At 70.8% G+C, this 21,445-nt stretch carries 23 protein-coding genes; 15 read left to right on the forward strand and 8 right to left on the reverse strand.

The genetic code is table 11. The annotated features are described in order from the left end of the window. Positions 1 to 4: 4 nt before the first annotated feature. Positions 5 to 1,081, reverse strand: coding sequence for a sugar-transfer associated ATP-grasp domain-containing protein (locus tag ACLBWJ_RS09940; protein ID WP_447660220.1), 1,077 nt, complete (start codon positions 1,079 to 1,081; stop codon positions 5 to 7). Between the two features lie 96 nt (positions 1,082 to 1,177). Continuing rightward, positions 1,178 to 2,008 (reverse strand): flagellin N-terminal helical domain-containing protein, encoded by an 831-nt coding sequence (locus ACLBWJ_RS09945; protein WP_447660221.1) that lies wholly within the window; start codon positions 2,006 to 2,008, stop codon positions 1,178 to 1,180. 72 nt (positions 2,009 to 2,080) lie between these two features. On the opposite strand from ACLBWJ_RS09945, the gene ACLBWJ_RS09950 reads away from it, so the two are divergent. The 7 genes from ACLBWJ_RS09950 to ACLBWJ_RS09980 are packed head-to-tail and all read left to right on the forward strand — an operon-like array spanning position 2,081 to position 8,259. After that, positions 2,081 to 2,935 carry a metal ABC transporter ATP-binding protein gene (locus ACLBWJ_RS09950; protein ID WP_447660222.1) on the forward strand — a complete coding sequence of 285 codons (855 nt, stop codon included), beginning with the start codon at positions 2,081 to 2,083 and terminating at the stop codon, positions 2,933 to 2,935. Further along, positions 2,932 to 3,813, forward strand: coding sequence for a metal ABC transporter permease (locus ACLBWJ_RS09955; protein ID WP_112615193.1), 882 nt, complete (start codon positions 2,932 to 2,934; stop codon positions 3,811 to 3,813). Before ACLBWJ_RS09950 ends, ACLBWJ_RS09955 begins: the two co-directional genes overlap by 4 nt. A 10-nt stretch (positions 3,814 to 3,823) precedes the next feature. Continuing rightward, on the forward strand, positions 3,824 to 4,240 hold the full coding sequence (locus ACLBWJ_RS09960) for a Fur family transcriptional regulator (RefSeq protein WP_112615191.1): 417 nt from the start codon (positions 3,824 to 3,826) through the stop codon (positions 4,238 to 4,240). Beyond that, positions 4,218 to 5,237 carry a permease gene (locus tag ACLBWJ_RS09965; RefSeq protein ID WP_447660223.1) on the forward strand — a complete coding sequence of 340 codons (1,020 nt, stop codon included), beginning with the start codon at positions 4,218 to 4,220 and terminating at the stop codon, positions 5,235 to 5,237. Before ACLBWJ_RS09960 ends, ACLBWJ_RS09965 begins: the two co-directional genes overlap by 23 nt. Further along, positions 5,230 to 6,153, forward strand: coding sequence for a TIGR03943 family putative permease subunit (locus ACLBWJ_RS09970; RefSeq protein WP_447660224.1), 924 nt, complete (start codon positions 5,230 to 5,232; stop codon positions 6,151 to 6,153). The genes ACLBWJ_RS09965 and ACLBWJ_RS09970 overlap by 8 nt, the downstream gene beginning before the upstream one ends. Further along, positions 6,143 to 7,573 (forward strand): hypothetical protein, encoded by a 1,431-nt coding sequence (locus ACLBWJ_RS09975; protein ID WP_447660225.1) that lies wholly within the window; start codon positions 6,143 to 6,145, stop codon positions 7,571 to 7,573. The genes ACLBWJ_RS09970 and ACLBWJ_RS09975 overlap by 11 nt, the downstream gene beginning before the upstream one ends. Next, complete coding sequence (locus tag ACLBWJ_RS09980) at positions 7,549 to 8,259, forward strand: DNA-3-methyladenine glycosylase (RefSeq protein WP_447660226.1); 711 nt, start codon at positions 7,549 to 7,551, stop codon at positions 8,257 to 8,259. Before ACLBWJ_RS09975 ends, ACLBWJ_RS09980 begins: the two co-directional genes overlap by 25 nt. A gap of 207 nt (positions 8,260 to 8,466) precedes the next feature. On the opposite strand, the gene ACLBWJ_RS09985 is transcribed toward ACLBWJ_RS09980, so the two are convergent. The 4 genes from ACLBWJ_RS09985 to ACLBWJ_RS10000 all read right to left on the reverse strand — a co-directional run bounded on the left by ACLBWJ_RS09985 (position 8,467) and on the right by ACLBWJ_RS10000 (position 13,143). Then, entirely contained in the window at positions 8,467 to 9,150 is a 684-nt protein-coding gene (locus ACLBWJ_RS09985) for an HNH endonuclease signature motif containing protein (protein WP_447660227.1), read from the reverse strand. Between the two features lie 250 nt (positions 9,151 to 9,400). Then, on the reverse strand, positions 9,401 to 9,853 hold the full coding sequence (locus ACLBWJ_RS09990) for a DUF222 domain-containing protein (RefSeq protein WP_447660228.1): 453 nt from the start codon (positions 9,851 to 9,853) through the stop codon (positions 9,401 to 9,403). Between the two features lie 7 nt (positions 9,854 to 9,860). Further along, positions 9,861 to 9,983: a hypothetical protein gene (locus tag ACLBWJ_RS09995; RefSeq protein ID WP_447660229.1), complete on the reverse strand. Its 123-nt coding sequence runs from the start codon at positions 9,981 to 9,983 to the stop codon at positions 9,861 to 9,863. A gap of 151 nt (positions 9,984 to 10,134) precedes the next feature. After that, positions 10,135 to 13,143, reverse strand: a complete 3,009-nt coding sequence (locus ACLBWJ_RS10000) for a DEAD/DEAH box helicase family protein (protein ID WP_447660230.1) — start codon at positions 13,141 to 13,143, stop codon at positions 10,135 to 10,137. A 233-nt stretch (positions 13,144 to 13,376) separates the two neighbouring features. Here ACLBWJ_RS10000 and rpmB point away from each other — a divergent pair, with 233 nt between their 5' ends. The 7 genes from rpmB to ACLBWJ_RS10035 all read left to right on the forward strand — a co-directional run bounded on the left by rpmB (position 13,377) and on the right by ACLBWJ_RS10035 (position 18,141). Next, positions 13,377 to 13,613, forward strand: coding sequence for a 50S ribosomal protein L28 (gene rpmB, locus ACLBWJ_RS10005; protein WP_005051771.1), 237 nt, complete (start codon positions 13,377 to 13,379; stop codon positions 13,611 to 13,613). Then, positions 13,613 to 13,783 (forward strand): 50S ribosomal protein L33, encoded by a 171-nt coding sequence (gene rpmG / locus ACLBWJ_RS10010; protein ID WP_005051772.1) that lies wholly within the window; start codon positions 13,613 to 13,615, stop codon positions 13,781 to 13,783. Before rpmB ends, rpmG begins: the two co-directional genes overlap by 1 nt. Before the next feature lie 4 nt (positions 13,784 to 13,787). After that, positions 13,788 to 14,093 (forward strand): 30S ribosomal protein S14, encoded by a 306-nt coding sequence (rpsN, locus tag ACLBWJ_RS10015; RefSeq protein ID WP_112617610.1) that lies wholly within the window; start codon positions 13,788 to 13,790, stop codon positions 14,091 to 14,093. 171 nt (positions 14,094 to 14,264) lie between these two features. Beyond that, the gene (locus ACLBWJ_RS10020) at positions 14,265 to 14,393 is read left to right on the forward strand and encodes a hypothetical protein (protein WP_258524735.1); all 129 of its coding nucleotides are present in this window, start codon (positions 14,265 to 14,267) and stop codon (positions 14,391 to 14,393) included. Positions 14,394 to 14,395: 2 nt separating this feature from the next. Further along, positions 14,396 to 15,547 carry an alpha/beta hydrolase gene (locus tag ACLBWJ_RS10025; protein WP_447660231.1) on the forward strand — a complete coding sequence of 384 codons (1,152 nt, stop codon included), beginning with the start codon at positions 14,396 to 14,398 and terminating at the stop codon, positions 15,545 to 15,547. Positions 15,548 to 15,758: 211 nt separating this feature from the next. Beyond that, entirely contained in the window at positions 15,759 to 16,046 is a 288-nt protein-coding gene (locus tag ACLBWJ_RS10030) for an HU family DNA-binding protein (RefSeq protein ID WP_036304753.1), read from the forward strand. Positions 16,047 to 16,164: 118 nt separating this feature from the next. Next, positions 16,165 to 18,141 carry a cytochrome c oxidase assembly protein gene (locus ACLBWJ_RS10035; protein WP_404568512.1) on the forward strand — a complete coding sequence of 659 codons (1,977 nt, stop codon included), beginning with the start codon at positions 16,165 to 16,167 and terminating at the stop codon, positions 18,139 to 18,141. A gap of 6 nt (positions 18,142 to 18,147) precedes the next feature. On the opposite strand, the gene ACLBWJ_RS10040 is transcribed toward ACLBWJ_RS10035, so the two are convergent. Beyond that, a complete protein-coding gene (locus ACLBWJ_RS10040) occupies positions 18,148 to 19,275 on the reverse strand; it encodes a hypothetical protein (RefSeq protein WP_447660232.1) in 1,128 nt (375 codons plus the stop codon). Positions 19,276 to 19,317: 42 nt separating this feature from the next. Here ACLBWJ_RS10040 and ACLBWJ_RS10045 point away from each other — a divergent pair, with 42 nt between their 5' ends. Next, a complete protein-coding gene (locus ACLBWJ_RS10045; RefSeq protein ID WP_112617618.1) occupies positions 19,318 to 20,697 on the forward strand; it encodes an ATP-dependent DNA helicase in 1,380 nt (459 codons plus the stop codon). Positions 20,698 to 20,706: 9 nt separating this feature from the next. On the opposite strand, the gene ACLBWJ_RS10050 is transcribed toward ACLBWJ_RS10045, so the two are convergent. Then, the gene (locus tag ACLBWJ_RS10050) at positions 20,707 to 21,384 is read right to left on the reverse strand and encodes a biliverdin-producing heme oxygenase (protein ID WP_112617619.1); all 678 of its coding nucleotides are present in this window, start codon (positions 21,382 to 21,384) and stop codon (positions 20,707 to 20,709) included. Positions 21,385 to 21,445 lie beyond the last annotated feature (61 nt).

A 21,445-nucleotide genomic window follows, 5' to 3' on the forward strand; every position in this document is an offset into this window, starting at 1 on the left:
CGTCTCAGGCCGCGGTGCGCGCCGCGGCCGTCCGCGGAAGCGATGACGCCGACCCGGCGGCATCCGCATCGATCGCCGCGAGATAGCGCGGCTTGTGTCCCGTGCGGATGCCGGTCGCGCTCGGCTTGTTCTCGTAGACGCCCGCCGCCCAGTTGCCCTCCACGAGCACCGGACCGGTCGGCGACACCGCGATGTCCCAGCCGACGTATCGCACCTGCGGTACGACGCGGGCGAGACGGTCGACGAAGTCGAGCACCTCCTCGAACATCGGCAGGCGGAAGTCGGCGATCCGGATGCCACTGTCGGGGTGCGTCGGATAGACGCGGTCGTTCGAGTCGTAGCCGTCGCCTGTCGCGCGTCCCGTCTCGTCGAGCATCGCGTAGAAGCCGCCGAAGGCGTTCTGGTCGCTCACGGCGCCCCGGCCGAACTTCTGCGCCATCGCGAGGATGTGCGTGCGCTCGCCGTCGAAGTAGGTGGTCACGCGCGTCGTGTTCACGGTGCCGGCGCAGAGGGCGGCGAGCTCGTCGTGCTGGCTGATGACCTCTTCGATGAGCGTCTCGCCGCGCTCGAGCAGTCCGCCGTGGAACCGGGACCAGTCGGTGACGTCGCGGGCGAGGTAGCGGTGGACGCCGAGTCCCGCGCGTCCCATCGGCTCCTTGGTCACGATCGTTCCGTGTCGCAGCGCGAAGGCGCGCACGTCGTCGGCGTTGTCGTCGGCCACGACCATCCACTCGCGCTGCAGGTGCGGGGCGAAGGTGTCGTTGAAGGCGATCTTGTCGTGGAAGAGGTGCCGGTAGGCCGGATCGTCGAACCGCACTGCGAGGCGGTGCGAGACGGGGCTCGTCATGTAGGTCGCGCGCTCAGCACGGGTGAGCATGGCGAAGTCGTAGTCGATGTAGTCCTGGAACCCGACGCCCCGCGCCCCGGCCTGCCAGAGCATGTCGACGACGACGCCGAGCGTGCTGCGGCCGTGCCGCTGTCCGGCCCGCCGCGCGCGGGCGACGAGGCTGCTCGGGTTGACGCGTCGAGCCCGCTCCCACAGGAAGGGGAGACCGGGCGTCAGGGTTCGGGGGGATGTCATCGGGTTCCTCGTGTGGTTCTCAGGCGCGTTCCCGCGGTGCGCCCGCGACGGCGATGGGTCCTGCGTCGGGCGGCGCAGGACCCACCGTCGCGAGGCTTACCGGAGCAGCTGGAGCACGCCCTGGTTGGCCTGGTTCGCCTGCGCGAGCATGGCGGTGCCCGCCTGCGACAGGATGTTCGCCGCGGTGTACTTGACCATCTCGGCCGCCATGTCGGTGTCGCGGATGCGGCTGTTGGCCGCCGACAGGTTCTCCGCCGACACGTTCAGGCTGTTGATGGCCGACTCGAAGCGGTTCTGCGAGGCACCGAGGCTCGCGCGAGCCGTCGAGATAGCAGCGATCTGCGTGTCGATCGTGCCGATGGCCGCGAGACGCGTGGTGGCGTCGGTCTCGACGTCGACGCCCTGCGCCGCCGTCGCGATAGCGCTCACGTTGGTGAGCGAGACCGCGATCTGGTCCTCCGCCGCGACGTTGCCCGCGCCCACCTGGAAGGTGAGCGTGGCGTTCGAGCCGTCGAGCAGCTTGATGCCGTTGAAGTTCGACGACGACGCGACGCGGCCGAGTTCCTCGCCGAGCGAGTCGAGCTCGGTCTGGATCGCGGTGCGCGAGGCGGGGTTGTTCGAGTCGTTGCCCGCCTGCACCGTCAGGTCGCGCATGCGCTGGAGGATCGAGTGGACCTCCGTCAGGGCGCCTTCCGCGGTCTGGATGACCGAGATGCCGTCCTGAGCGTTGCGCGCGGCCACGTTGAGCCCGTTGACCTGAGACTTCAGGCCCTCCGAGATCGCGAGGCCGGCGGCGTCGTCCGCGGCGCGGTTGATGCGCAGACCGCTCGAGAGCTTCTCGAGCGACTTCGACACATCGTTCTGCGTGTTGGACAGGTTGCGGTAGGCGTTGAGCGCGCCCACGTTGGTGGCGATCTGCATTCCCATGGTTCATTCCTCCGTGATTGGGATGAGCGGGAGCCCGTCCTGGGCTCCCGGAGTCCGTCCGTGGACTCCTGGATGCCTCTATCGACCGCTCATCGTCATCGGTTAGGCGGGTACGCTGACCCGGTGAGCCTGCTCGATATCCGTGGTGCCGCGCTGCGGCGTTCGGGCCGCGAGCTGTGGAGCGGTCTCGACCTCACCGTCGAGCCGGGCGAGCTCATCGCGGTCCTCGGTCCGAGTGGTTCGGGCAAGACGACGCTGCTGCGTGCGATCCTCGGTCTCGAGCGTCTGAGCGAAGGGTCGATCACGGCGCTCGGCCGGCCCGTCAAGCACAAGGGCAACCGATCGATCGGCTACCTGCCGCAGGCGCGGCCCCTGCCGCGCGACACCGCGCTGCGCGCCCGCGACCTCGTCGCCCTCGGCGTCGACGGTCACCGCTTCGGTCTGCCGCTCCCGCGGAAGCGCGACCGCGAGCGCGTCGACCGGCTGCTCGACGGCGTCGGAGCGAGCGCATTCGCCGACCGTCCGGTCGGGGTCCTCTCGGGCGGCGAGCAGCAGCGCCTCCGCGTCGGCCAGGCACTCGCCGACGACCCGCAGCTCCTGCTGTGCGACGAGCCGCTGACGAGCCTCGACCTGGCGAACCAGCAGGCCGTCGTCGGACTCATCGATCAGCATCGGCGCTCGGGCGCCGGGGTGCTGCTCGTGACCCACGACATCAACCCGGTGCTCGGCAAGGTCGACCGCATCCTCTACATCGCGAACGGCCGCTTCACGCTCGGCACCCCGAAGGAGGTGCTGACCTCGCCCGTGCTCACCGACCTGTACGGCGCGCCGGTCTTCGTGCTGCGGGCGGGCGACCGGCTGGTCGTCGTCGGGGCCCCGGACGCCGACGCGTCGCACCACCACCACGACCACGGAGACCACGCATGAACTGGGCCGACGTCTGGGACGCGATGTTCGGCGGCCTCCCCGTCTACGGCGACATCCTCGCGCTCGTGCAGAACTCGGTGTGGGCCGGAGCCGTCCTCGGGCTCGTCGGCGGGCTCATCGGGGTCTTCGTGCTGCAGCGCGACATGGCCTTCGCCGTCCACGGCATCAGCGAGCTCTCTTTCGCGGGAGCCGCCGCCGCGCTCCTCATCGGCGTCGATGTGGTGACGGGATCGATCGTCGGGTCGATGATCGCCGCCGCCCTCATCGGGTGGCTCGGGTCGCGCGCCCGCGATCGCAACTCGATCATCGGCGTGCTCATGCCGTTCGGTCTGGGGCTCGGCATCCTGTTCCTCTCGCTCTACGACGGCCGCAGCGCCAACCGGTTCAGCCTGCTGACCGGCCAGATCGTGTCGGTGCAGTCCGGTCAGCTGGGGTGGCTCATCGGCATCGGCGCGTTCGTGCTTATCGCCCTGCTGCTGATCTGGCGTCCGCTGCGCTTCGACTCGCTCGACCCGCAGTCGGCCGCGGCGCGCGGTGTTCCGACGGTCGCCGTCTCGCTCGGGTTCATGCTGCTGCTCGGCCTCATCGTCGCCGTCGCGGTTCACATCATCGGCGCACTCCTCGTGATGGCGCTGCTCGTCACGCCCGCCGCCGCGGCCGTGCGGGTGGCGACGGGGTCCCTCGCCGTTCCGCTGCTCGCGGCCCTGTTCGGCGTCGTCTCCGCCGTCGGCGGCATCCTGCTGGCGGTCGCGGGAACGCTGCCGGTCAGCCCCTACATCACGACCATCTCGTTCACGATCTACGTGGTGTGCCGCATCGTCGGCGCGCGCCGCGGGCGGGTGCTGCGCACCCAGCCGACCCTGAGGCGCGCCGAGTAGACTCGCCGCCATGGCTCAGCGGAACACCTGGCAGCGCGAGCGCGTGCGCACGGCGCTGTCCGACGCCCGCGGGTTCGTCTCGGCCCAGGATCTCCACGCGTCGCTGCGCGACGACAACACCGGCATCGGGTTGGCGACGGTCTACCGTGCCCTCGCGACCCTGGCCGCCTCGGGTGAGGCCGATCAGCTCCAGAGCCCCGATGGCGAGGCCATCTACCGCGCCTGCTCGAGCGACGGTCACCACCACCACCTCATCTGCCGGTCCTGCGGTCTGACCGTCGAGATCCAGGCGACGGATGTCGAGGAGTGGGCGCACCGCACCGCCGCCGCCAACGGTTTCACGCAGGCCGAGCACATCGTCGACATCTTCGGCGTCTGCGCCGCGTGCTCCGCGGCCCGAGCCGATGAGAAGCGTGGCGGGGCCTAAGACCGCACGGCTCGCGCCCTCTCCCGCGACGCGTTCCGCCGTCGCGCTCGGGATCGGTGCGGCCGTCGTCGTCGCCCTCGTCGCCCTGGCCGCGCTCACCCCCGGGCCCGCGCTGCCCACGCGTGCGCAAGACGGGGTCACCCTCGGGCTCAGCGTGCTCATCGAGTCGCTGCCGTTCGTCCTGCTCGGTGTCGCGCTATCGATCATCGTGCAGGTGTGGGTGCCGCCGGGAGTCATCGAGCGTTGGATGCCGCGCCGGGCGTGGGCTCGCCGCGCCGTGCTCTCGCTGCTGGGAATGCTCATCCCCGTCTGCGAGTGCGGCAACCTGCCGTTCGCGCGCGGCCTCATGATCCGCGGTTTCTCGGTGCCCGAGACGATGACCTTCCTCATCGCGGCGCCGATCGTGAACCCCATCGTCATCATCACGACCCACCAGGCGTTCGGATTCGACGACGGCATCCTCATCGCCCGGCTTCTCGGCGGGTACGCCGTCGCGAACCTCATCGGGTGGCTGTACTCGCGGCATCCCGATCCCGACGGCCTGCTGACCGATCGGTTCCTCGCGGCCTGCGAGCTCGCGGCCGAGGACCCGGGCGGGAAGGGCCGCCGGAGCCTCGCCCAGTTCGTGGTCGAACTGCGGGCCGTGATGCCGGCGCTGATCCTCGGCTCGGCGATCGCGGGCGCCGTCCAGGTGCTGGTGCCGCGCGACACGCTGCTCGCGATCGGGTCGAACCCGGCCCTGTCGATCCTCGCGATGATCCTGCTCGCGATGATCGTGTCGATCTGCTCGAACGTCGACTCGTTCTTCGCCCTGTCGTTCGCCTCGACCTTCACGCCCGGCTCGATCGTGGCGTTCCTCATCGTCGGCCCGCTCGTCGACGTGAAGATGCTCGCGCTGATGCGCACGACGTTCCGCTCGCGGGTGCTCGTCGCGCTCGTCGTGATCGTCGTCCTCTTCGCGATCGCCGTCGGAGGGATGGTGAACCTCCTTGCCTAAGTCATCGGCCCTACTGACCCGGCTCTTCGGCGTCGGGCTCGCCGCCGCGCTCGCCGCGATCACCGTCGCTCTCGCCGCCACGGGTCGTATCGGGCTCTACATCAATCCCGAGTCGGCCTGGTTCGCCGTCGGCATGTCGGTGCTCGGCCTCATCGGAGCCGTCGTGAGCTTCGCGCTGCCGCTCGGCGCCGAGGCCGATCACGGGCACGACCACGGCGAGCTGCACGGGCACGGACGCGAGCACTCGCTCGAACACGAGCACTCGCACGAGCACGAACACATGCCGTCGGATGCGGTGCCGACCTCCCGTCGCGCCGCCCGCGCCGCGTCGCTCGCCGACGCCGCTGCTCTCGCCGGTGACACAGTTGCGCCCGGCGCCGCGGTCGCGCCCGTGTGTCCGCGCCCCGACTGGCGGCTCGTGCTGGGGTCCGCGGCTGCGGGAACCGGTGGGCTGCTCGCGACCGGCATCGTCGCGGTCGTCCTGGTGACGCCGCCGGCGACCCTGTCGGCCGAGCTCGCGATATCGCGCGACACGGGGACGCCGCCGCTGTTCCAGGGCGCCGACACGGTCGCGCTCGCGACGACGGGTGACACCTCGTCGTTCGGCGTCGGCGAGTGGGCGAGCGTCTTCGCGACGGCGACGAACCCGGAGGCCTTCGAGGGCGACGAGATCAGCCTGACCGGCTTCGTGACTCCGTCGAGCGCGGGAGGCTTCGGGCTGACGCGGCTCGTGATCACCCACTGCGTCATCGACGCGCAGCCCGCCAGCATCCCCATCGGCGACGCAGCCGACATCCCCGCGACGGGGGAGTGGGTCACCGTCACCGGCGTGATCCGCGACCGGGACGGCGCGCTCGTCGTCGAGGCCACGGGCGTGCAGTCCGTCGGCGAGCCCGAGGACCCCTATGAGTACTGATCGACGGGCCGGGGTCTCGCGCCGCGCGCGCACGCAGGAGCGCCGATCGCGGCGCTTCGTCGTCGCGATGGCGGCGGTGATCGGCGCGCTCGCGCTCGTCGGCGGAGCGAGCGGCGTGCTGACGACCGTTCAGGGGCCGCGGGCGACGGCGACGAGCGTCGACCCCGGGGCCGGGATCGAATCGGCGGGGTCGCGGCTGATCGTCACGACGACTCAGTCGCTCGAGGAGATCGACCCGGCGCAGGTGCACATCGAGCCGGCCGCGGACTTCACCGTCGACACATCGGGCCGGCAGATCGGCATCCGATTCACCCTGCCGCTGCGGGACGAGACCGACTACACCGTGCGGATCGACGGCGTGCAGGGCCTCGGCGGAGGGCCGGCGGCGACGATCGAGGAGTCGTTCTCGACGCCGGCGCTCGAGACCTACATCCTGCAGCGCGGCGGCGACGAAGACACCATCTTCCGCACCGGGATCGACGGTGAGAACGCGGTGCCGGTGTTCGCGGATCCGCATATCGAGGACTTCCGCGCCACGTCGACGCATCTCGCGATCGTGACCGCCGATGACGAGGGCGTCTCGACGCTGATCGTCACGGACCGCGACGGCGAGGGGGCGCGCGAGCTCGGCCTGCCGGGTCGCGGGTTCGTGACCAACCTGCAGACCGCCGACCGCGGCGACCTCATCGGTTACACCTACACCGACGCGGGCATCGGGTCGGCGGGCGGTCTCGAGAGCGCCCTGTTCACCGCGTCTCTCGCCGACGGCAGCGCCGACGATGAGCCCACGCAGCTGCAGTTCGCCGGCGGTGACGCGCGCGTCGACGACTGGCGCTTCGTGCCGGGGACGGATGCCGTGCTGCTGCTCGGCTTCGACGGGGCCCTGACGCTCGTTTCAGCTGCTGGAGGCGAGCCTGTCTCGCTCGGCAATGCGATCACGATCGACGGCATCGCCCGCGGCTCGACGGAAGCCATCGTGCAGCGGGCGACCGGCCTCGTCGCGATCGATCTCGCGACGGCGGAGGAGCGGCCGTTGAGCGCCGCGGATTCGGCAGCCGGCGAGACCCAGTCGGTCACGGCGTTGCCCGGCAACGCGGATGAGACGCTGCGCGTGCTCTCGCGGCTCGACGGGTTCACGGTGCTGTCGACGACGGCTGCCGTCGTCGGAGCCGACGGTGCGACCCGCGACGTGTTCACGGTCGCGCCGGATGACCTGCTGCTGCACACGTGCGTGTCGCCGAGCAGCCGGTACGCCGCGTTCCTCATCGCGCCCGACGCCGTCTCGAACTCGTATGACGCGTATGCGCTACCGCTGCCTGAACGCGTGCAGACCCACATCGTCGACCTCGGCACCGGCGAGGAGGTGTCGGCGCTCACCGGTTTCGACATCTCGTGGTGCCAGAGCGCGCCGCGGCCGTGAGCGCCGGGTTCCATCCCGCGGCCCGTGAGGAGCTCGCAGCGCTGCCCGTGCAGGTCGCGCCGCGCCTGCTCGGCGGGCTGCTCGAGGTCGCGGTCGACGGTGCGCGCGTCGTCGCGCGGCTGACGGAGGTCGAGGCGTATCACGGTCGCGATACGGGAGACCTGCCCGACCCCGGGTCGCACGCGCGCATGGGTCAGACCGCACGCAACGCCACGATGTGGGGCGAACCCGGCCACCTGTACGTCTATCTCAGTCACGGCATCCATTCGTGCGTCAACGTCGTCTGCGGGCCGGCCGGGGTTGCCGGCGGTGTGCTGCTGCGCGCCGCGGAGATCGTGGAGGGCGCGGATGTCGCCCAGCTGCGGCGGGCTGCGGCTCGGACCCACCGGGATCTCGCTCGGGGGCCCGGGAGGCTCGGCGAGGCGGTCGGTCTGCGGCATCCTGCGCACGACGGCATCGACGCTGTTTCCGGGCTCGAGCGCGCCGGCGCAGTCGCCCGACTGCTGCTTCGGGACGAGCCGGAGCGCGACGTTCTGACGGGCCCGCGGGTCGGGGTGGCCGGTGTCGCGGGAACGGAGGCGTTCCCGTGGCGATTCTGGATCGCGGGTGACCCGACGGTCTCACCGTTCCGCTGGGGGCGCGGCGCCGCCGAAGCAGCCGCAGAGGCCGGATCGTCCGCCCGCTGATCCCCGCGCTCTGGTGGCTCTCGTGGCTCCCGTGGCTCGCGTGGCTTTCGTGGCTCGCGTGGCTTTCGTGGCTCTCGTGGCGCGCTCGCGACTGATCGCGGACCACTGACGACCGCAGACGTAAGGGCAACGTGGGAACGCGGCTCGCGGTCGAGGCATGACCTCGAGGGGTGCGTCGCTGCAGCACGGGGTGAGGGGCGAACCCCGTCAGAACGGCGGCGCAGATCCCGGAGGCGTATCGAGGCGACCCGGTGATCGCGGTGGTGGGGAGGGCGCGCCGGGCGGTTGTTGATCGTCCCGTCCATCGGGTGGACTCGCCGCGGTGAAGGCGACCGTGAATGCGACGAGGGGTGGTGGTGCGTCTTCGCGATAGATCCGTCCGGTGGGTGAGGTCCAGATCAGCCTTCCGCCGGGGAGTTGTCGTACTCGCCATCGGGTGTGGTGTTTGACGTCGTGGTGTCTCTTGCAGAGGTTGGCGAGGTTGCACACGTGGGTGGCACCGCCGTCGGATGCGGCGATGGTGTGGTCGAGTTCGCAGCGGATGGCGGGTTGCCGGCATCCGGGGAACCGGCAGTGCCGGTCCCGGGCTCGCAGCAGCCTGACCATGGCGGCGGTGGGCCGGTAGCTGTCGCATTCGAGGACGGTTCCGGTGACCGGGTGGGTGAGAAGCCGGTCCCAGGAGGTCGCGTTGCCGGCGAGTTCGCGTGCGGTGTTCGCATCGATGGGGGAGCGCCCCGCCAGATCGGCAGGCCCCTCGTCTTGCCCCATGAGTGTCAGCGCGGACACGGCGACTTGCACGTGTGCCCGGATCGCCCCGAGCGTTCCGCCGCCGTCACCGGTGCCAGTCGGGTCGAGCGCCGGCGATCCAGTCAGGAGGAGGTCGGAGAACACGTCGGCGCGGACCTGATCGATCGTGCGGGCATCGTCGACGAACGACGACCCGTCGCGAATCGTCGTGTCGGCGCCGGGCGCGCGCCGGTGGCGTCGGCTCGCGTGTCGGCTCGAGCGTCACGCAAGTCGGCTCGAGCGTCAGCGCCGCCACCCGCCCCGTCAGCCTGGGCCCGCGCATTGATGATCTCCCGCGCCTGCCGCGTCAGCCGGTCCACAATCCCATCTGCGATCACCGTCGGCAAGGTCGCGATCAGGTCCGACATCCCATCCGCCCCGACCTGCACCCACACGCACCGCCCCGCGGCGGCCTCCTCGTGCCGCTCCGTGAACGACCGCGGGTGCATCGCTCCGCGATCATCCGCAACGCGTCCCGCACCCGGTTGGGTGTCTCGTCCTCGCACCGTTCGACCGCGACGCGTTCGAACTCCGCCCGCTCCTCCATGGGCACGAGGCATCCCGTCTCCTGAATCACCCGGACATGCCCGCGGACGATGCGCCCGGCTTCCCAGGCCGCCATCGTCACCGGGTAGTTCTCAACCAGGTCCCGCGCCTCGTCGATCCGCCGCTGCAAAGTGCGGTCGGTCGCGACGAACACCCCGGCCAGCTCCGCGGCGATCCCGCGCAGCGCCATCTCGCGCGCCTTGACCTTCTCCGACGCACCCGCGGCCTGCCTCTCAGCCAGCACCCCGGCCGCGGCAAGCACCCGAACCTCACGGATCTGCGTCAACCGCGCAGCATCCGAAACGCTCTCGGCCATCCGCGACGAGCTGAGCGAGCGCGTCGACATCGCTGTCGCTGCCCATCCCGCTGCCGAGCCTGTCATTCGAATGCATGTTCTAATGTTGCCACGGACCCCCGACATCGCGCCCCGACTCTCCACAGACGCGCGCGGGGCCTCGAACCCGCCTGGTCAGCCCGACAATGCACCGCGCCCGAGCCCGCCACCGCGCCAAAACGTGCACCGCGCCAGAGTGCTCCACCGCGTCAGTCCCAGCGTTCGATGACGGCGAGATCGCCCGCCACCGCGCCCCCGCGACGCGCCTCTGCCAGGAGGGCGAGTGCTTCCGGGCTGTCGACGAAATGGACCGTGCACGGACCGACGGTCCGCTGCCAATCCTCCGCGAAGGAGCGCAGACGCCCGCCGGCCATGCCGAACGACGCGGGCACGGCCAAGAACTGCGACCGGCCCTGCCCGCCACCCCCGCCGCGCGCACCGCTCCCAACACGGGCGCGCTTCAGCAGCCACCGTACGAGGGGCGATCGGCCGCCGGCATCCACCTGCAGCAAGAATCGCGGCGTGCGTATCGGTCCGAGCAGCTCCGACATCGCTCCGACGAAGACGTGCTGCTCGGCGAGGGTGGCATGGGTCAGGCGCAGTTCGAGGTGCTGGAAGCCGCCGGCATCCGTCGGTCGCTCGACGTTCACCTCCGGCGTCGCCCGGTCGCCGATGCGTCCCGCGCGCTGCAATGCGGCCACGACGGTGCGCGCGATGCGGCGATACAGCTCCGGCGCCTCAGCGTGGGCTCGACGGGAGCGCCACCAGGCGCGAGCGACCGGCGCACCGGCGGCCACGGCGCCGGTCAGCGCCACCGCCCCGGCCGCGACCCCGGCCACGCCGACCGCGCCGACCACGCCGGCGACCATGAGCGCGAGCGCCGCCGCGGCGACAATGCCCGCCGTTGCCGTGCCGGCCCCGAGCACGGCATCCGCTCGGCGCCGCGTTCGGAAGGTGGGGTCGGCGGCGCGCCGGACGATCACGGTCTCCGTCGACTCCCGGTCCAGATAGTCCGTTCCGATCTGCCATGACGCCCGCGAGAGCTCTCGCGGCTCGACGACCGTCAGGGAATTGAGCTCGTCCGCCGACGGGAGAGAACCCGGCGCGAGCAGGCGTCGCTGCTCGGCCGTCAGTGCGCCGGCGAGGCCGCGGACGATGCGGCGGGGATCGTCGCGGTGCACGCCCCACAGGCGCGCCTGCTTGCGCCGCAGTCGCGAGAGATCGGGGGCCGCGTCGATCGGCGAGGACGGCGGGAGCAACGCGGTGACCGTCCAGATATGCGCGACCTTCTCGGGCCAGTCCGGGTCGAGGCGCAACGCGCGTCCGCGCAGCTGCTGCGTCGCGGGGGCTGTCGCCACCGATGACAGATCGATGAGCGTGTTCACCGCGGGACAGTCCCACCCCTCGCCGAAGAGGCCGCGGGTGCCGACGACGACGTCGAGCTGGCCGCGGCTCAGCAGGGTCGCGGCGGCATGGACGAAGCCCGCGGCACCGACGCCGGGAGCGGAGATCTCGGTCACCGCCGGATTCTCGGCGACGGCCGCGGTCGCCACCTCGACCCCCAGGGCCGCCGTCCACGCTTCAGCCAACGAACCGGCGTGACGCGTCGCGATGCGCGTCGTCGATCCGGTGACCAGGGCACCGCGCAGGTCGGCGGTCGCGGCATCCGTCGCCAGGACGTCGAAGGTCCGCAACGCGCCCGCGCGGCTGACGAGTCCACCGTGGCGGTTGCCGTGCTCGCTGAAATCGGACACGACCAGTGCGCGCAAGCGCGTGCCCATCCGGTCGCGTTCGAGGCGGAGGATGTCGCACACCGCGCGGTCCTTCGACAGCGATGACGCCAGCATCGTGTCGATGGGGTCGCGCGTGCGGCGCAGGCCACGGTCGGTCAGCGAGAAGCCGAAGTCGGCGAGTGCCGACCGGATCCGATCCCACCGGTCTCGGGCGGCCGGGTCGGGCAGCACGCGGTCGAGCGCGAAACGGCCCAGCAGTCGCAGCGATTCCTCCGTCGTCGGCTTTCGTCGCGCTGCGGTCGGCAGGCGTGCGACGAGTGGATGGTCGGGATGGACGGTCGCGAGCATCGCCGCCGCAGCCTCGGCGCCCGCGAAATCGTCGGCGAAGGCTCGTGCGAGGCGGATGTCGGCGTCGTTCGGCGCCGCGCGTGCCGATGAGGCCGGCGGCGGGGGAGCGAGCGCCGGCCCCGGCGTCTCGGCGTCGCCGTCCGCATCCGCGCCGGCCTTGCCCTCGGCCGGAGGCTGGAGCATCCCGATGAGATGTGCGGCCCCGTCGCCGTGGGCGAAGGTCGAGCGGATGAGCACCGCGAGGCCGGTGGCGGCGCCCGACAGGAACGCGAGCTCGTCCGTCGTCGGCTCGACGAACCGCACGTACTCGCGGTACGGGGCGAGATTGCCCTCGCGGACGACCGCAGGGATAGGCACCTCGTAGTCGACCTCGCCGAGGAGCGAGGTGTAGTTGTCGTACGCGTTGCCGTCGTCGGGCGAGGGGAGCGTCGCGGTCAGGCCGACCACGAGCGGAGACCTGCCCGCGTCGCGCAGCCGTGCCACCAGAGCCGCGACGACGAGCGCCCAGTGGTCGAGCAGGTGATGGCACTCGTCGAGGACGACGGTGTCGACGCCGTGGTCGACGAGGCTCTCGATCAGCGCGCGAGCATTGGGGTGCAGTGCGCGCGACAGGGCGCCCGGGTCCTCCTGGGCGATGCGGCGTCGCAGCGTGCGCGAGCGCCGGGCTATCCCGGCGGCGTACGCGCGGTGGTTGCCCGAGCGCAGAGCGTCGAGCCAGGCGGATGCCGCATCCGTCGACCGGCCGTCCGCCTCGAGTTCGCGCAGCCAGCGCTCGTGGGCGAGCGCTGCGAGGGGATTCTCGCCGTCGAGCACGCTCAGCGACTGGTATGTCAGCGCCGTCAGTTCGCCCGGGGCTTCGCTCGTGGTCGAGACGGCGCCGGCCTCGGGGGCCAGCCGCCGCGCCTCGGCGGCCCACTGGTCGCGAATGGTGATCGTCGGGGCGAGGACGAGGGTCCGCGTCCCGCGCCGCATCGCGAGCAGGAGCCCGAGCAGGGTCTTGCCCGAACCGGGCGGAGCGACGATGTGCAGCGGACCGGAGCCGGAGGGGTCGACCCGTTCGAGCACGTCGGCCTGATAGTGCCGCAACCGTCCGTCGAAGAGCCAGCGCCGAAGGGGAGCCTCGACCTCCGGCGACATAGCGGCAGTATGGCAGACCGTGCCGACGCGGCATCCGCGGGTCCCCTCCGGCCGGTCGCCCGGTCAAGGCGACACGCCGTCGCGTGCTAGACTGACTGTTTGTCTGCGCGCACTCCAGCACGCAGTACGTACCCACTCCCCATCACAGGCCCGAAACGGCCGGATGAGGCGCGGGTGCAGACAAGGGATCTTGGGTGGCACCGTCCGGTGTCACGGTACTAAGGAGAATCACTATGGCAGCAGTGTGCCAGGTGACCGGAGCAGTTCCCGGCTTCGGTCACAACATCTCGCACTCGCACCGCCGGACGAAGCGTCGCTTCGACCCGAACGTGCAGAAGAAGACCTACTACGTTCCTTCGCTCGGTCGCAAGATCACGCTGAACGTGTCGGCTAAGGGCATCAAGGTCATCGACGCCCGCGGCATCGAGTCGGTCGTCAAGGACCTCATCGCGAAGGGTGTGAAGCTCTAATGGCGAAGAAGGCTCAGGACGTACGTCCGATCATCAAGCTCCGTTCGACCGCCGGTACGGGGTACACCTACGTGACGCGTAAGAACCGTCGCAACAACCCCGACCGCATCGTGCTCAAGAAGTACGACCCGGTGATCCGCAAGCACGTCGAATTCCGAGAGGAGCGCTGATCTCATGGCTAAGAAGAGCAAGATCGCGCGCAACAACCAGCGTGAAGAGGTCGTCGCCCGCTACGCCGAGAAGCGTGCCGAGCTGAAGAAGACCCTCGTCGACCCGAACGCGACCGACGAGGCCCGCGAGGCTGCCCGCGTCGGCCTGCAGAAGCTCCCGCGCAACGCGTCGCCGGTCCGCATCCGCAAGCGTGACGCCATCGACGGTCGCCCCCGTGGCCACCTCTCGAAGTTCGGCATCTCGCGCGTTCGCTTCCGCGACATGGCGCACAAGGGCGAGCTGCCCGGTGTGACCAAGTCGAGCTGGTAAGCCAGCCCGCGTAAAGCACCTCGAGCTGGTAAGCCAACCCGCGTAGAGCACCGAAGCCCCCGTACCGATTCGTCGGGACGGGGGCTTCGTCGTTCCCGCGCGACGCCTCCTCGGCGAACAGCCGTGCCGTCCACGGGAACGGGCATCCGTGACAGCGGCTACGGTCGGAGGATGGACGTCAGCTCGATGATCATGGGTGGCGCGATCGCGTCGGTGATGTGGATCGTCTTCGTGCCGTGGTCGAAGCTCCGGCGGCTGCGCGAGCTCGACGAGCGCACCGGGCGAACGGACGGAGACTGACCATGCCGCTCGATCCGTTCTTCGCCGAGCGGCTGCGCACGCACCGGCGGTACCTCCTGCGTCAGGCCTGGCGGTCCGTCACGTCGGCGGTGGCCGAGCGGATGCCGCGGATGCCGCGGTCTCCCGCCGCCGAAGGCGTGCCGGGCACCGCGCCCGCGGCGACGTCCGCGGCAGCAGCATCCGCGTCAGCAGGGCGCCCCGAGCCCGCGCCGACCCCCGCGCCGACCCCGGCTCCCGCCAAGCCCGGCGGCAAGCGCCCGCTCACCCCGCGCGAGCGTCACCGCAAGGCGGCGCTCGCCTGGGACCGCCAGGAGCTCCGCACGGTCGGTACACCGGGACCCGGGATCGCCACGTCCGAGCACGTCGTCCCCGTGGCCGGATACCCCGACGTGCGCGTCCGGGTCTACCGTCCGAGCACCCTGGTCGAGGGAGAGCCTGCGCCGGCGTGCCTGGTCTTCGGCGGCGGGGCGTTCCGTATCGGCGGCATCGACTACCCGACGGCGGATGCCGCGTGCCGACGCCGTGCCGACGCATCCGGGGTCGTGCTGATCGCGGTCGACTACTCGCTCGCGCCCGAGCATCGCTATCCGACCCAGATCGAGCAGGCGTACGCCGCGTGGGAGTGGCTGCACGACGAGGCGGCGACGCTCGGCATCGACCCGGACCGCGTCGGCATCTCGGGGTCGTCCGCGGGCGGGAACATCGCCGCCGTGCTGACGCTCATGAACCGCGACCGTGCGCGGCTGCCGGTCGCCGTGCAGATCCTCGAGGTGCCGGTGACCGACCTCACCGGGCGGTTCATCGATCTGCGCGCGACCTACGCGCTCGGCATCCCGGCCTTCATCGCGCTGCGCGAGCTCGTCTCGGTCGCCCGCACGTACCTCGGCGACCGCTCGCGCGCGCACGAGTCGTACGCGTCGCCGATGCGCGCCGATTCGCTCGCCGACCTGCCGCCGGCGGTCATCCTCACGGCCGAGTACGACCCGTTGCGCGGCGACGGTGCGGCCTATGCCGCGAAGCTTCGCCGCGCCGGCGTGGCGGCGAGTGCGACCCGGTACCTAGGCGTCACGCACGACACCCCGATCTTCGTCGGAGCGCTTCCCGCCGCGCGTCGCTGGGAGGCGGAGGTCGTCGCCGCCCTCCGGCGGATCTGACCCCCGCGAACGTCACATCCGTCCCACGCGCCCCGAAAACGGGCGACACGCCGGGTGAAAGCGGCCCCCGAAGCCGGTAAATCCGCGAGATTCCGCGGAATCCGCGTATATTCGGGACCGGTCGAACGACCAACCGTGGGACGCGAGTCCCCCGGGAACCACCCACGCTGTCGGCGGCGCGTCCGTCGTCCGCCGTCTGGAGGACAACCCTATGGCTGACAAGTCCATCACCAAGACCGAGCTCGTCGCGAGCATCGCCAGCGCCACCGGTCAGAGCCAGGCCGCCGTCTCGGGCGTGCTCGACTCGCTCTTCACGACCGTCTCCGAGGCCGTCGCCAAGGGCAGCAAGGTCTCGATCCCGGGCTGGATCGCCTTCGAGCAGGTCGACACCGCCGCTCGCACCGGCCGCAACCCGCAGACCGGCGAGGAGATCAAGATCGCCGCGGGCAAGCGCGTCAAGGTGACCGCCGGCTCGAAGCTGAAGGCCGCCGTCAAGTAATCGACGACGATTCACCGGAGGGGGATGCCGTACGGCGTCCCCCTCCGTCGTTCCCGCCCGCCCGCCGGGACCTCGCGGCTGAGAGGCTCAGACCTCCCGGCCGCCGTAGGCTGGTGGGGTGGAATCCCGAGCGCAGCGTCTCGCCGGACCGGCGATCCTCGCTGTGTCGGCTCTCATCGTCGTCCTCATCGGCCTCGCGGCCGGAGGCGGCGCCGCACCGCTGCAGCTGCTCGACCCGGGACCGGTCGTGCGCTGGGGCCTGCCGATCATCAAGCTCGTCGTCAATCTGGCGGCAGCCGGCATGGTCGGTTCCCTCGTCGTGGCGCTGTTCGCCCTGCGCGCGGGCGAGCGCCCGTTCGACACGGCCCTCGACACCGCGTCGATCTCGGCGGCGGTCTTCACCGTCGCGAGCGCCGGCACCGCGTTCTTCACCTTCCTGAACCTCCTGGGCGCAGCTCCGAGCGCGAGCGCGGAGTTCGGCCAGCAGCTCGGCCGGTTCCTCGTCGACACCGAGGCCGGGCGCGCCTGGCTGCTGACGACGATCGCGGGCGCGGTGCTGACGGTGCTGACGTTCGCCGTCCGCGGCTGGACCTCGACGCTGATCGTCGGCATCCTCGCCGCCGCATCCCTCATCCCGATGGCGACGCAGGGACACTCGGGCGAGGAGGCGAACCACAACATCGCGGTCACCGCCCTCGCCCTGCACATCGTCGCCGCGGCGGTGTGGCTCGGTGGGCTGCTGCTGCTCGTGATCATCCGGCCCGTCGTCGACCGAGCCGACATGGTCGCCATCGTGTCGCGGTACTCGAGCATCGCCCTCGTCGCGTTCGTCGTCGTCGCGGTTTCGGGAACGGTCCGAGCCGCCGTCGCGATCCTCTCGCCCGCGAATCTCTTCTCGCCCTACGGTGCTGTCCTGCTCGTCAAGGTCGTCGCCCTCATCGCGATGGGTGTCCTCGGTGCGTCGTACCGGGGCCGGCTCATCGCCAAGCTCGCGTCGTCGGGTGCCGCACGCGTGTTCTGGCTCCTCGTGACCGTCGAGATCGTCTTCATGGGCATCGCGAGCGGCGCGGCCGCGGCTCTCGCGCGGACGCCTCCGCCCGTCGACACGACTCTTCCCGAGCAGCAGACCCCGGCCCAGATCCTGACCGGCACCGTGCTGCCGCCCGAGCTGACGATCGAGCGCTGGTTCACGATGTGGGATGTCGATCTGCTCTGGGTCTTCGCCGTCGCGTTCGGTCTGTTCTTCTACCTCGCCGGGGTGCGGCGGCTGCGCAAGCGCGGCGACCGGTGGCCGATCTACCGGACCGCCCTGTGGGTCTTCGGCCTGCTCCTGCTGCTCTGGGTGACCAGCGGGCCCATCAACGCCTACCAGGACTACCTCTTCAGCCTGCACATGGTGGGGCACATGCTGCTCTCGATGGCGATCCCCCTGTGCCTCGTCGCGGGGGCGCCGGTGACGCTGGCGGCCCGCGCGATCCGCAAGCGCGACGACGGGACGCGCGGCGGCCGAGAGTGGATCCTCTGGGCCGTCCACACGCCCTTCTCGAAAGTCGTCACCCACCCCGCGTTCGCCGCGGTCATGTTCGTCGGCTCGCTCTGGGTCTTCTACTACACCGACCTGTTCCGCTGGACGCTGTACGACCACATCGGGCACGAGTGGATGGTCGCCCACTTCCTGATCTCGGGCTACCTGTTCGTGCTGTCGCTCATCGGCATCGACCCCGTGCCCTACCGTCTGCCCTACCCCTTCCGGCTCCTCACGCTCATCGCGGTCATGGCGACCCACGCCTTCTTCGGCATGGCGATCATGATGTCGTCCGGCCTGTTCGCCGCGGAGTGGTTCGGCTCGATGGGCCGCATGTGGGGGCCGACGCCGCTCGAGGACCAGTACATCGGCGGTGGTGTCGCCTGGTCGGTCGGTGAGATCCCGACGCTGATCCTCGCGATCACGGTCGCGATCCAGTGGAGCCGCTCGGACGACCGGATGCAGCGCCGCCGTGACCGGCAGGTCGAGCGAGCCGGCGACACCGAGCTCGACGAGTACAACGAGCGTCTCGCCGAGCTGGCCCGCCGAGACGCCGCGCGCAGCCGCTGACGCCGATCAGCCCTGGTCGGCCGACACCTGGATGGATGCCGTGCCGTCGGGGAGGATCGTGATCTTGCCGGTCAGGAAGAACTCGACGTCCTCCGAGACCTCGTTGAGTCGTCCGTCGTAGATCGAGCGGATGTCGACGTCGATGTGGGCGACCGCGCGGGTGCTCGGGATCGCCCACTGCGCGCCGTCGGGCACGACCTCGATCTCGGGATTCTGTGCGATCGACCACTGCGGGGCGCCCTCGACGCGGTTGCGGACGAAGTAGCCGAACGGGCATCCCGTCGGCTGCAGCACCTGCTGGGTCGCGCAGGAGGCGAGGAACTCGTCGACGCGGTCTTGCACGACCTCGATGAACTCCGGCGTGGGCTCGGTCTGCAGATCGACCGGCACGGATTTCTGCGGGGCATCCGAGAGCACGGCCACTCCGGGCGTCTGCGCCGTCGGGGTGTCGACCGAGATGGAGTAGGCGCCGGGAGAGAACACGAGCATCGACACGGGCACGAGCGGGTCGGCATCCACGCCCTCGGGCGCGACCTGCCGGGTATCGAGCTCGAAGCCGTTGACGGAGAACCGCGTGGCTCCTCGCACCGTGAGGTCGATCGCCGAGAGGGGACTGTGCGCGAAGCGCCACGCCGGGGCGACGCCGATCCAGCCGTCCTGCTCGACGTCGAACTGGGTGCGGCCGCGATGACCGTTCGCGAGGTAGGTGACGGTGATCTCGGTCACGTCGCCGCGGACGCGCTCACCGATGACCGAGACCTCGGACAGCGGTGCGAGGGCAGCGCGGCGCAGCAGCACCTCGGATGTCGTCGACGGCAGGTCCGCCGCGGCGAGCTCGGCGGAGTCCATGGCGACGCCGGGCAGTCGCAGCGCATCGGCGGCGCTGCCGCTGCTCAGCAGCGACAGGTAGCGCTCGACGAAGGCCGCAGGGCTGTAGAGCGTGCGGTACACCGCGACACCGCCGACGCCGAGCGCGCCGAGGGCGAGCACCGAGAGGAGCCCGATCGCGGTGAGGTCGAAAGCAAGGCGTCGCCGGCCCCGTCGCCGGCCCTGTCCGGTTCGTCGCACGCTTTCGGGCGCGCTCGACTCATCGTCGCCGATCGCGGCGTCCGGAGTCGTCTGCCCCTCGTGCACAGCACAAGTCTAGGAAGGCTCACCTGTGGCTACCATGAATCGGTGACCTTGCCGCCTCTCTCCGCTGAGCAGGAGGCGCTGTTCCGACGCATCGAGACGACCCGAGACCACGTCTTCGTCACCGGACGCGCGGGCACCGGCAAGTCGACGCTGCTGCAGCACCTGGCGTGGAACACCGACAAGCAGATCGCGATCTGCGCGCCGACGGGGGTCGCCGCACTCAACGTCGAGGGTCAGACGATCCACTCCCTCTTCCGGCTGCCGATCGGTCTCGTCGCTGACAGCGAGCTGGAGCAGTCCGAGCCGACCCGCCGCATCCTGAACGCGATCGACACGCTCGTCATCGACGAGATCTCGATGGTCAACGCCGACGTGATGGATGCGATCGACCGGTCGCTCCGGCAGGCGCGCCGACGGCGCTCCGAGGCGTTCGGCGGTGTGCAGATCGTCATGTTCGGTGATCCGTATCAGCTGTCGCCGGTGCCGCCCCGCGGCGACGAGCTGAAATACATCCGCGACCACTACCGGTCGTTCTGGTTCTTCGACGCGCAGGTGTGGGCGGGGCCCAAGGCGGAGGCCGGCGCCATCCGCTCGGACGGACTGCTCGATCTCGGACGGGTCGGCGCCCCGCTGCACATCGCGGAGCTGGGGGAGATCCACCGTCAGGCCGACCCGGGCTTCAAGGAGATGCTGAACGCCGTGCGGTACGGCGTCGTCACGGCCGACATCGCCGCGGCGCTCAATGCGGCGGGAGCCCGCACGCCGCCGCCGCCCACCGGCGACGAGCCTCCCGTGATCACGCTCGCCACGCGCAACGACGCCGTCAACCGCATCAACCAGCGTCACCTCGACGCGCTCACCGGCCCGGTGCAGACGGCGAAGGCCGACGTGAGCGGCGACTTCGGCCGCGGCGAGACGTCGTACCCGGCCGACCCCGAGCTGCAGCTGAAGGTCGGTGCGCAGGTGATGTTCCTCCGCAACGACGTCGCGGGGTACGCCGGCGACGGCCCCCGCTGGGTGAACGGCTCGATCGGCACCGTCACCCGCATCGCGGGGTCGTCGGTGCGCGTCGAGCTCGACGGCGAGGAGCACGACGTCGAGCCCGCGGTGTGGGAGAGGTTCCGCTACGCCTACGATCCCGGCTCGCGCAAGCTGACGCGCGAGATCGTCGCGGAGTTCACGCAGTTCCCGCTGCGGCTGGCGTGGGCTGTGACGATCCACAAGTCTCAGGGCAAGACCTACGACCGCGCGATCGTCGACCTCGGATCGGGTGCCTTCGCGCCGGGGCAGACCTACGTGGCGCTCTCACGCCTGACCTCGCTCGACGGGCTCTACCTGTCGCGGCCGCTCCGGCCCAGCGACATCCTGGTCGATCACGACGTACGGCGGTTCATGGCCGCCGTCCGCGCGGCCGGCATGTGACCGGCAGGGTCACGCCACGACGGAGGCCCCGGATGCCGCTGCGGCCGCGTCCTTCGCCCGCGCGAGGTCGGTGAACAGGTCGGTGTTGAACTGGTAGGCGACGAGCACCTCGTCGATCACCCGCTGCTGCTCGGCCTCGTCCCACGGCGCGGCGTCGAGCTGCTCGCGATAGCGCTCTTTGAACGCGGCCGGATCGGCGATGTCGCCGAAGATGTAGAACCCGATGCCGTTGGTCTCGAACCCGAACTGGCGGGCCATGAGCTTGCCGATGAACAGCCCGCCCGACAGGTCGCCCAGGTACCGGGTGTAGTGATGCGCGACGAAGCCGCCGGCCCAGGTGGCCCCGACCTCGTCGATGCGGGCGACATACCGCTCGGTGGTCGGCAGCGGAGTGATCCGCTCGCGCCAGTCCGGGCCGATGAGGAACTCGAGGTCGGCCTCGAGGGCGGGAAGCCGGGTGAGCTTCTCGCTGATGAACGGAGCGGCGACCGGGTCGGCCGCCATGCGGGATGCCGCGCCCTCGAGCGCTGCGTAGATGAACCAGTGCTGCGCGACCAGGGCGACATAGTCGTCGCGCGTGCCCTTGCCGCGCATGAGGTCGGACATGAAGCCGGCGCCTTCGCTGCCGGAGTGCGCAGAGCTCGACCGCTCGCGCAGAGCGGTCGAGAACGGGATCGGTTCGAGCATGGCCCGACGATAGCACTTAGGTACAGCTAACCTGAAGGTTTTTCGTCGAGCTCTTAACGAC

It is taken from the genome of Microbacterium sp. M4A5_1d (assembly GCF_053345465.1).

What these genes read in the sequence shown, in the direction of transcription:
- ACLBWJ_RS09940 (WP_447660220.1), bottom strand. Translation starts at nt 1,081, where the DNA reads ATGACATCCCCCCGAACCCTGACGCCCGGTCTCCCCTTCCTGTGGGAG.
- ACLBWJ_RS09945 (WP_447660221.1), bottom strand. Translation starts at nt 2,008, where the DNA reads ATGGGAATGCAGATCGCCACCAACGTGGGCGCGCTCAACGCCTACCGC.
- ACLBWJ_RS09950 (WP_447660222.1), top strand. Translation starts at nt 2,081, where the DNA reads ATGCCTCTATCGACCGCTCATCGTCATCGGTTAGGCGGGTACGCTGAC.
- ACLBWJ_RS09955 (WP_112615193.1), top strand. Translation starts at nt 2,932, where the DNA reads ATGAACTGGGCCGACGTCTGGGACGCGATGTTCGGCGGCCTCCCCGTC.
- ACLBWJ_RS09960 (WP_112615191.1), top strand. Translation starts at nt 3,824, where the DNA reads ATGGCTCAGCGGAACACCTGGCAGCGCGAGCGCGTGCGCACGGCGCTG.
- ACLBWJ_RS09965 (WP_447660223.1), top strand. Translation starts at nt 4,218, where the DNA reads ATGAGAAGCGTGGCGGGGCCTAAGACCGCACGGCTCGCGCCCTCTCCC.
- ACLBWJ_RS09975 (WP_447660225.1), top strand. Translation starts at nt 6,143, where the DNA reads ATGAGTACTGATCGACGGGCCGGGGTCTCGCGCCGCGCGCGCACGCAG.
- ACLBWJ_RS09995 (WP_447660229.1), bottom strand. Translation starts at nt 9,983, where the DNA reads ATGCATTCGAATGACAGGCTCGGCAGCGGGATGGGCAGCGACAGCGAT.
- ACLBWJ_RS10000 (WP_447660230.1), bottom strand. Translation starts at nt 13,143, where the DNA reads ATGTCGCCGGAGGTCGAGGCTCCCCTTCGGCGCTGGCTCTTCGACGGA.
- rpmB (WP_005051771.1), top strand. Translation starts at nt 13,377, where the DNA reads ATGGCAGCAGTGTGCCAGGTGACCGGAGCAGTTCCCGGCTTCGGTCAC.
- rpmG (WP_005051772.1), top strand. Translation starts at nt 13,613, where the DNA reads ATGGCGAAGAAGGCTCAGGACGTACGTCCGATCATCAAGCTCCGTTCG.
- rpsN (WP_112617610.1), top strand. Translation starts at nt 13,788, where the DNA reads ATGGCTAAGAAGAGCAAGATCGCGCGCAACAACCAGCGTGAAGAGGTC.
- ACLBWJ_RS10020 (WP_258524735.1), top strand. Translation starts at nt 14,265, where the DNA reads ATGGACGTCAGCTCGATGATCATGGGTGGCGCGATCGCGTCGGTGATG.
- ACLBWJ_RS10025 (WP_447660231.1), top strand. Translation starts at nt 14,396, where the DNA reads ATGCCGCTCGATCCGTTCTTCGCCGAGCGGCTGCGCACGCACCGGCGG.
- ACLBWJ_RS10030 (WP_036304753.1), top strand. Translation starts at nt 15,759, where the DNA reads ATGGCTGACAAGTCCATCACCAAGACCGAGCTCGTCGCGAGCATCGCC.
- ACLBWJ_RS10050 (WP_112617619.1), bottom strand. Translation starts at nt 21,384, where the DNA reads ATGCTCGAACCGATCCCGTTCTCGACCGCTCTGCGCGAGCGGTCGAGC.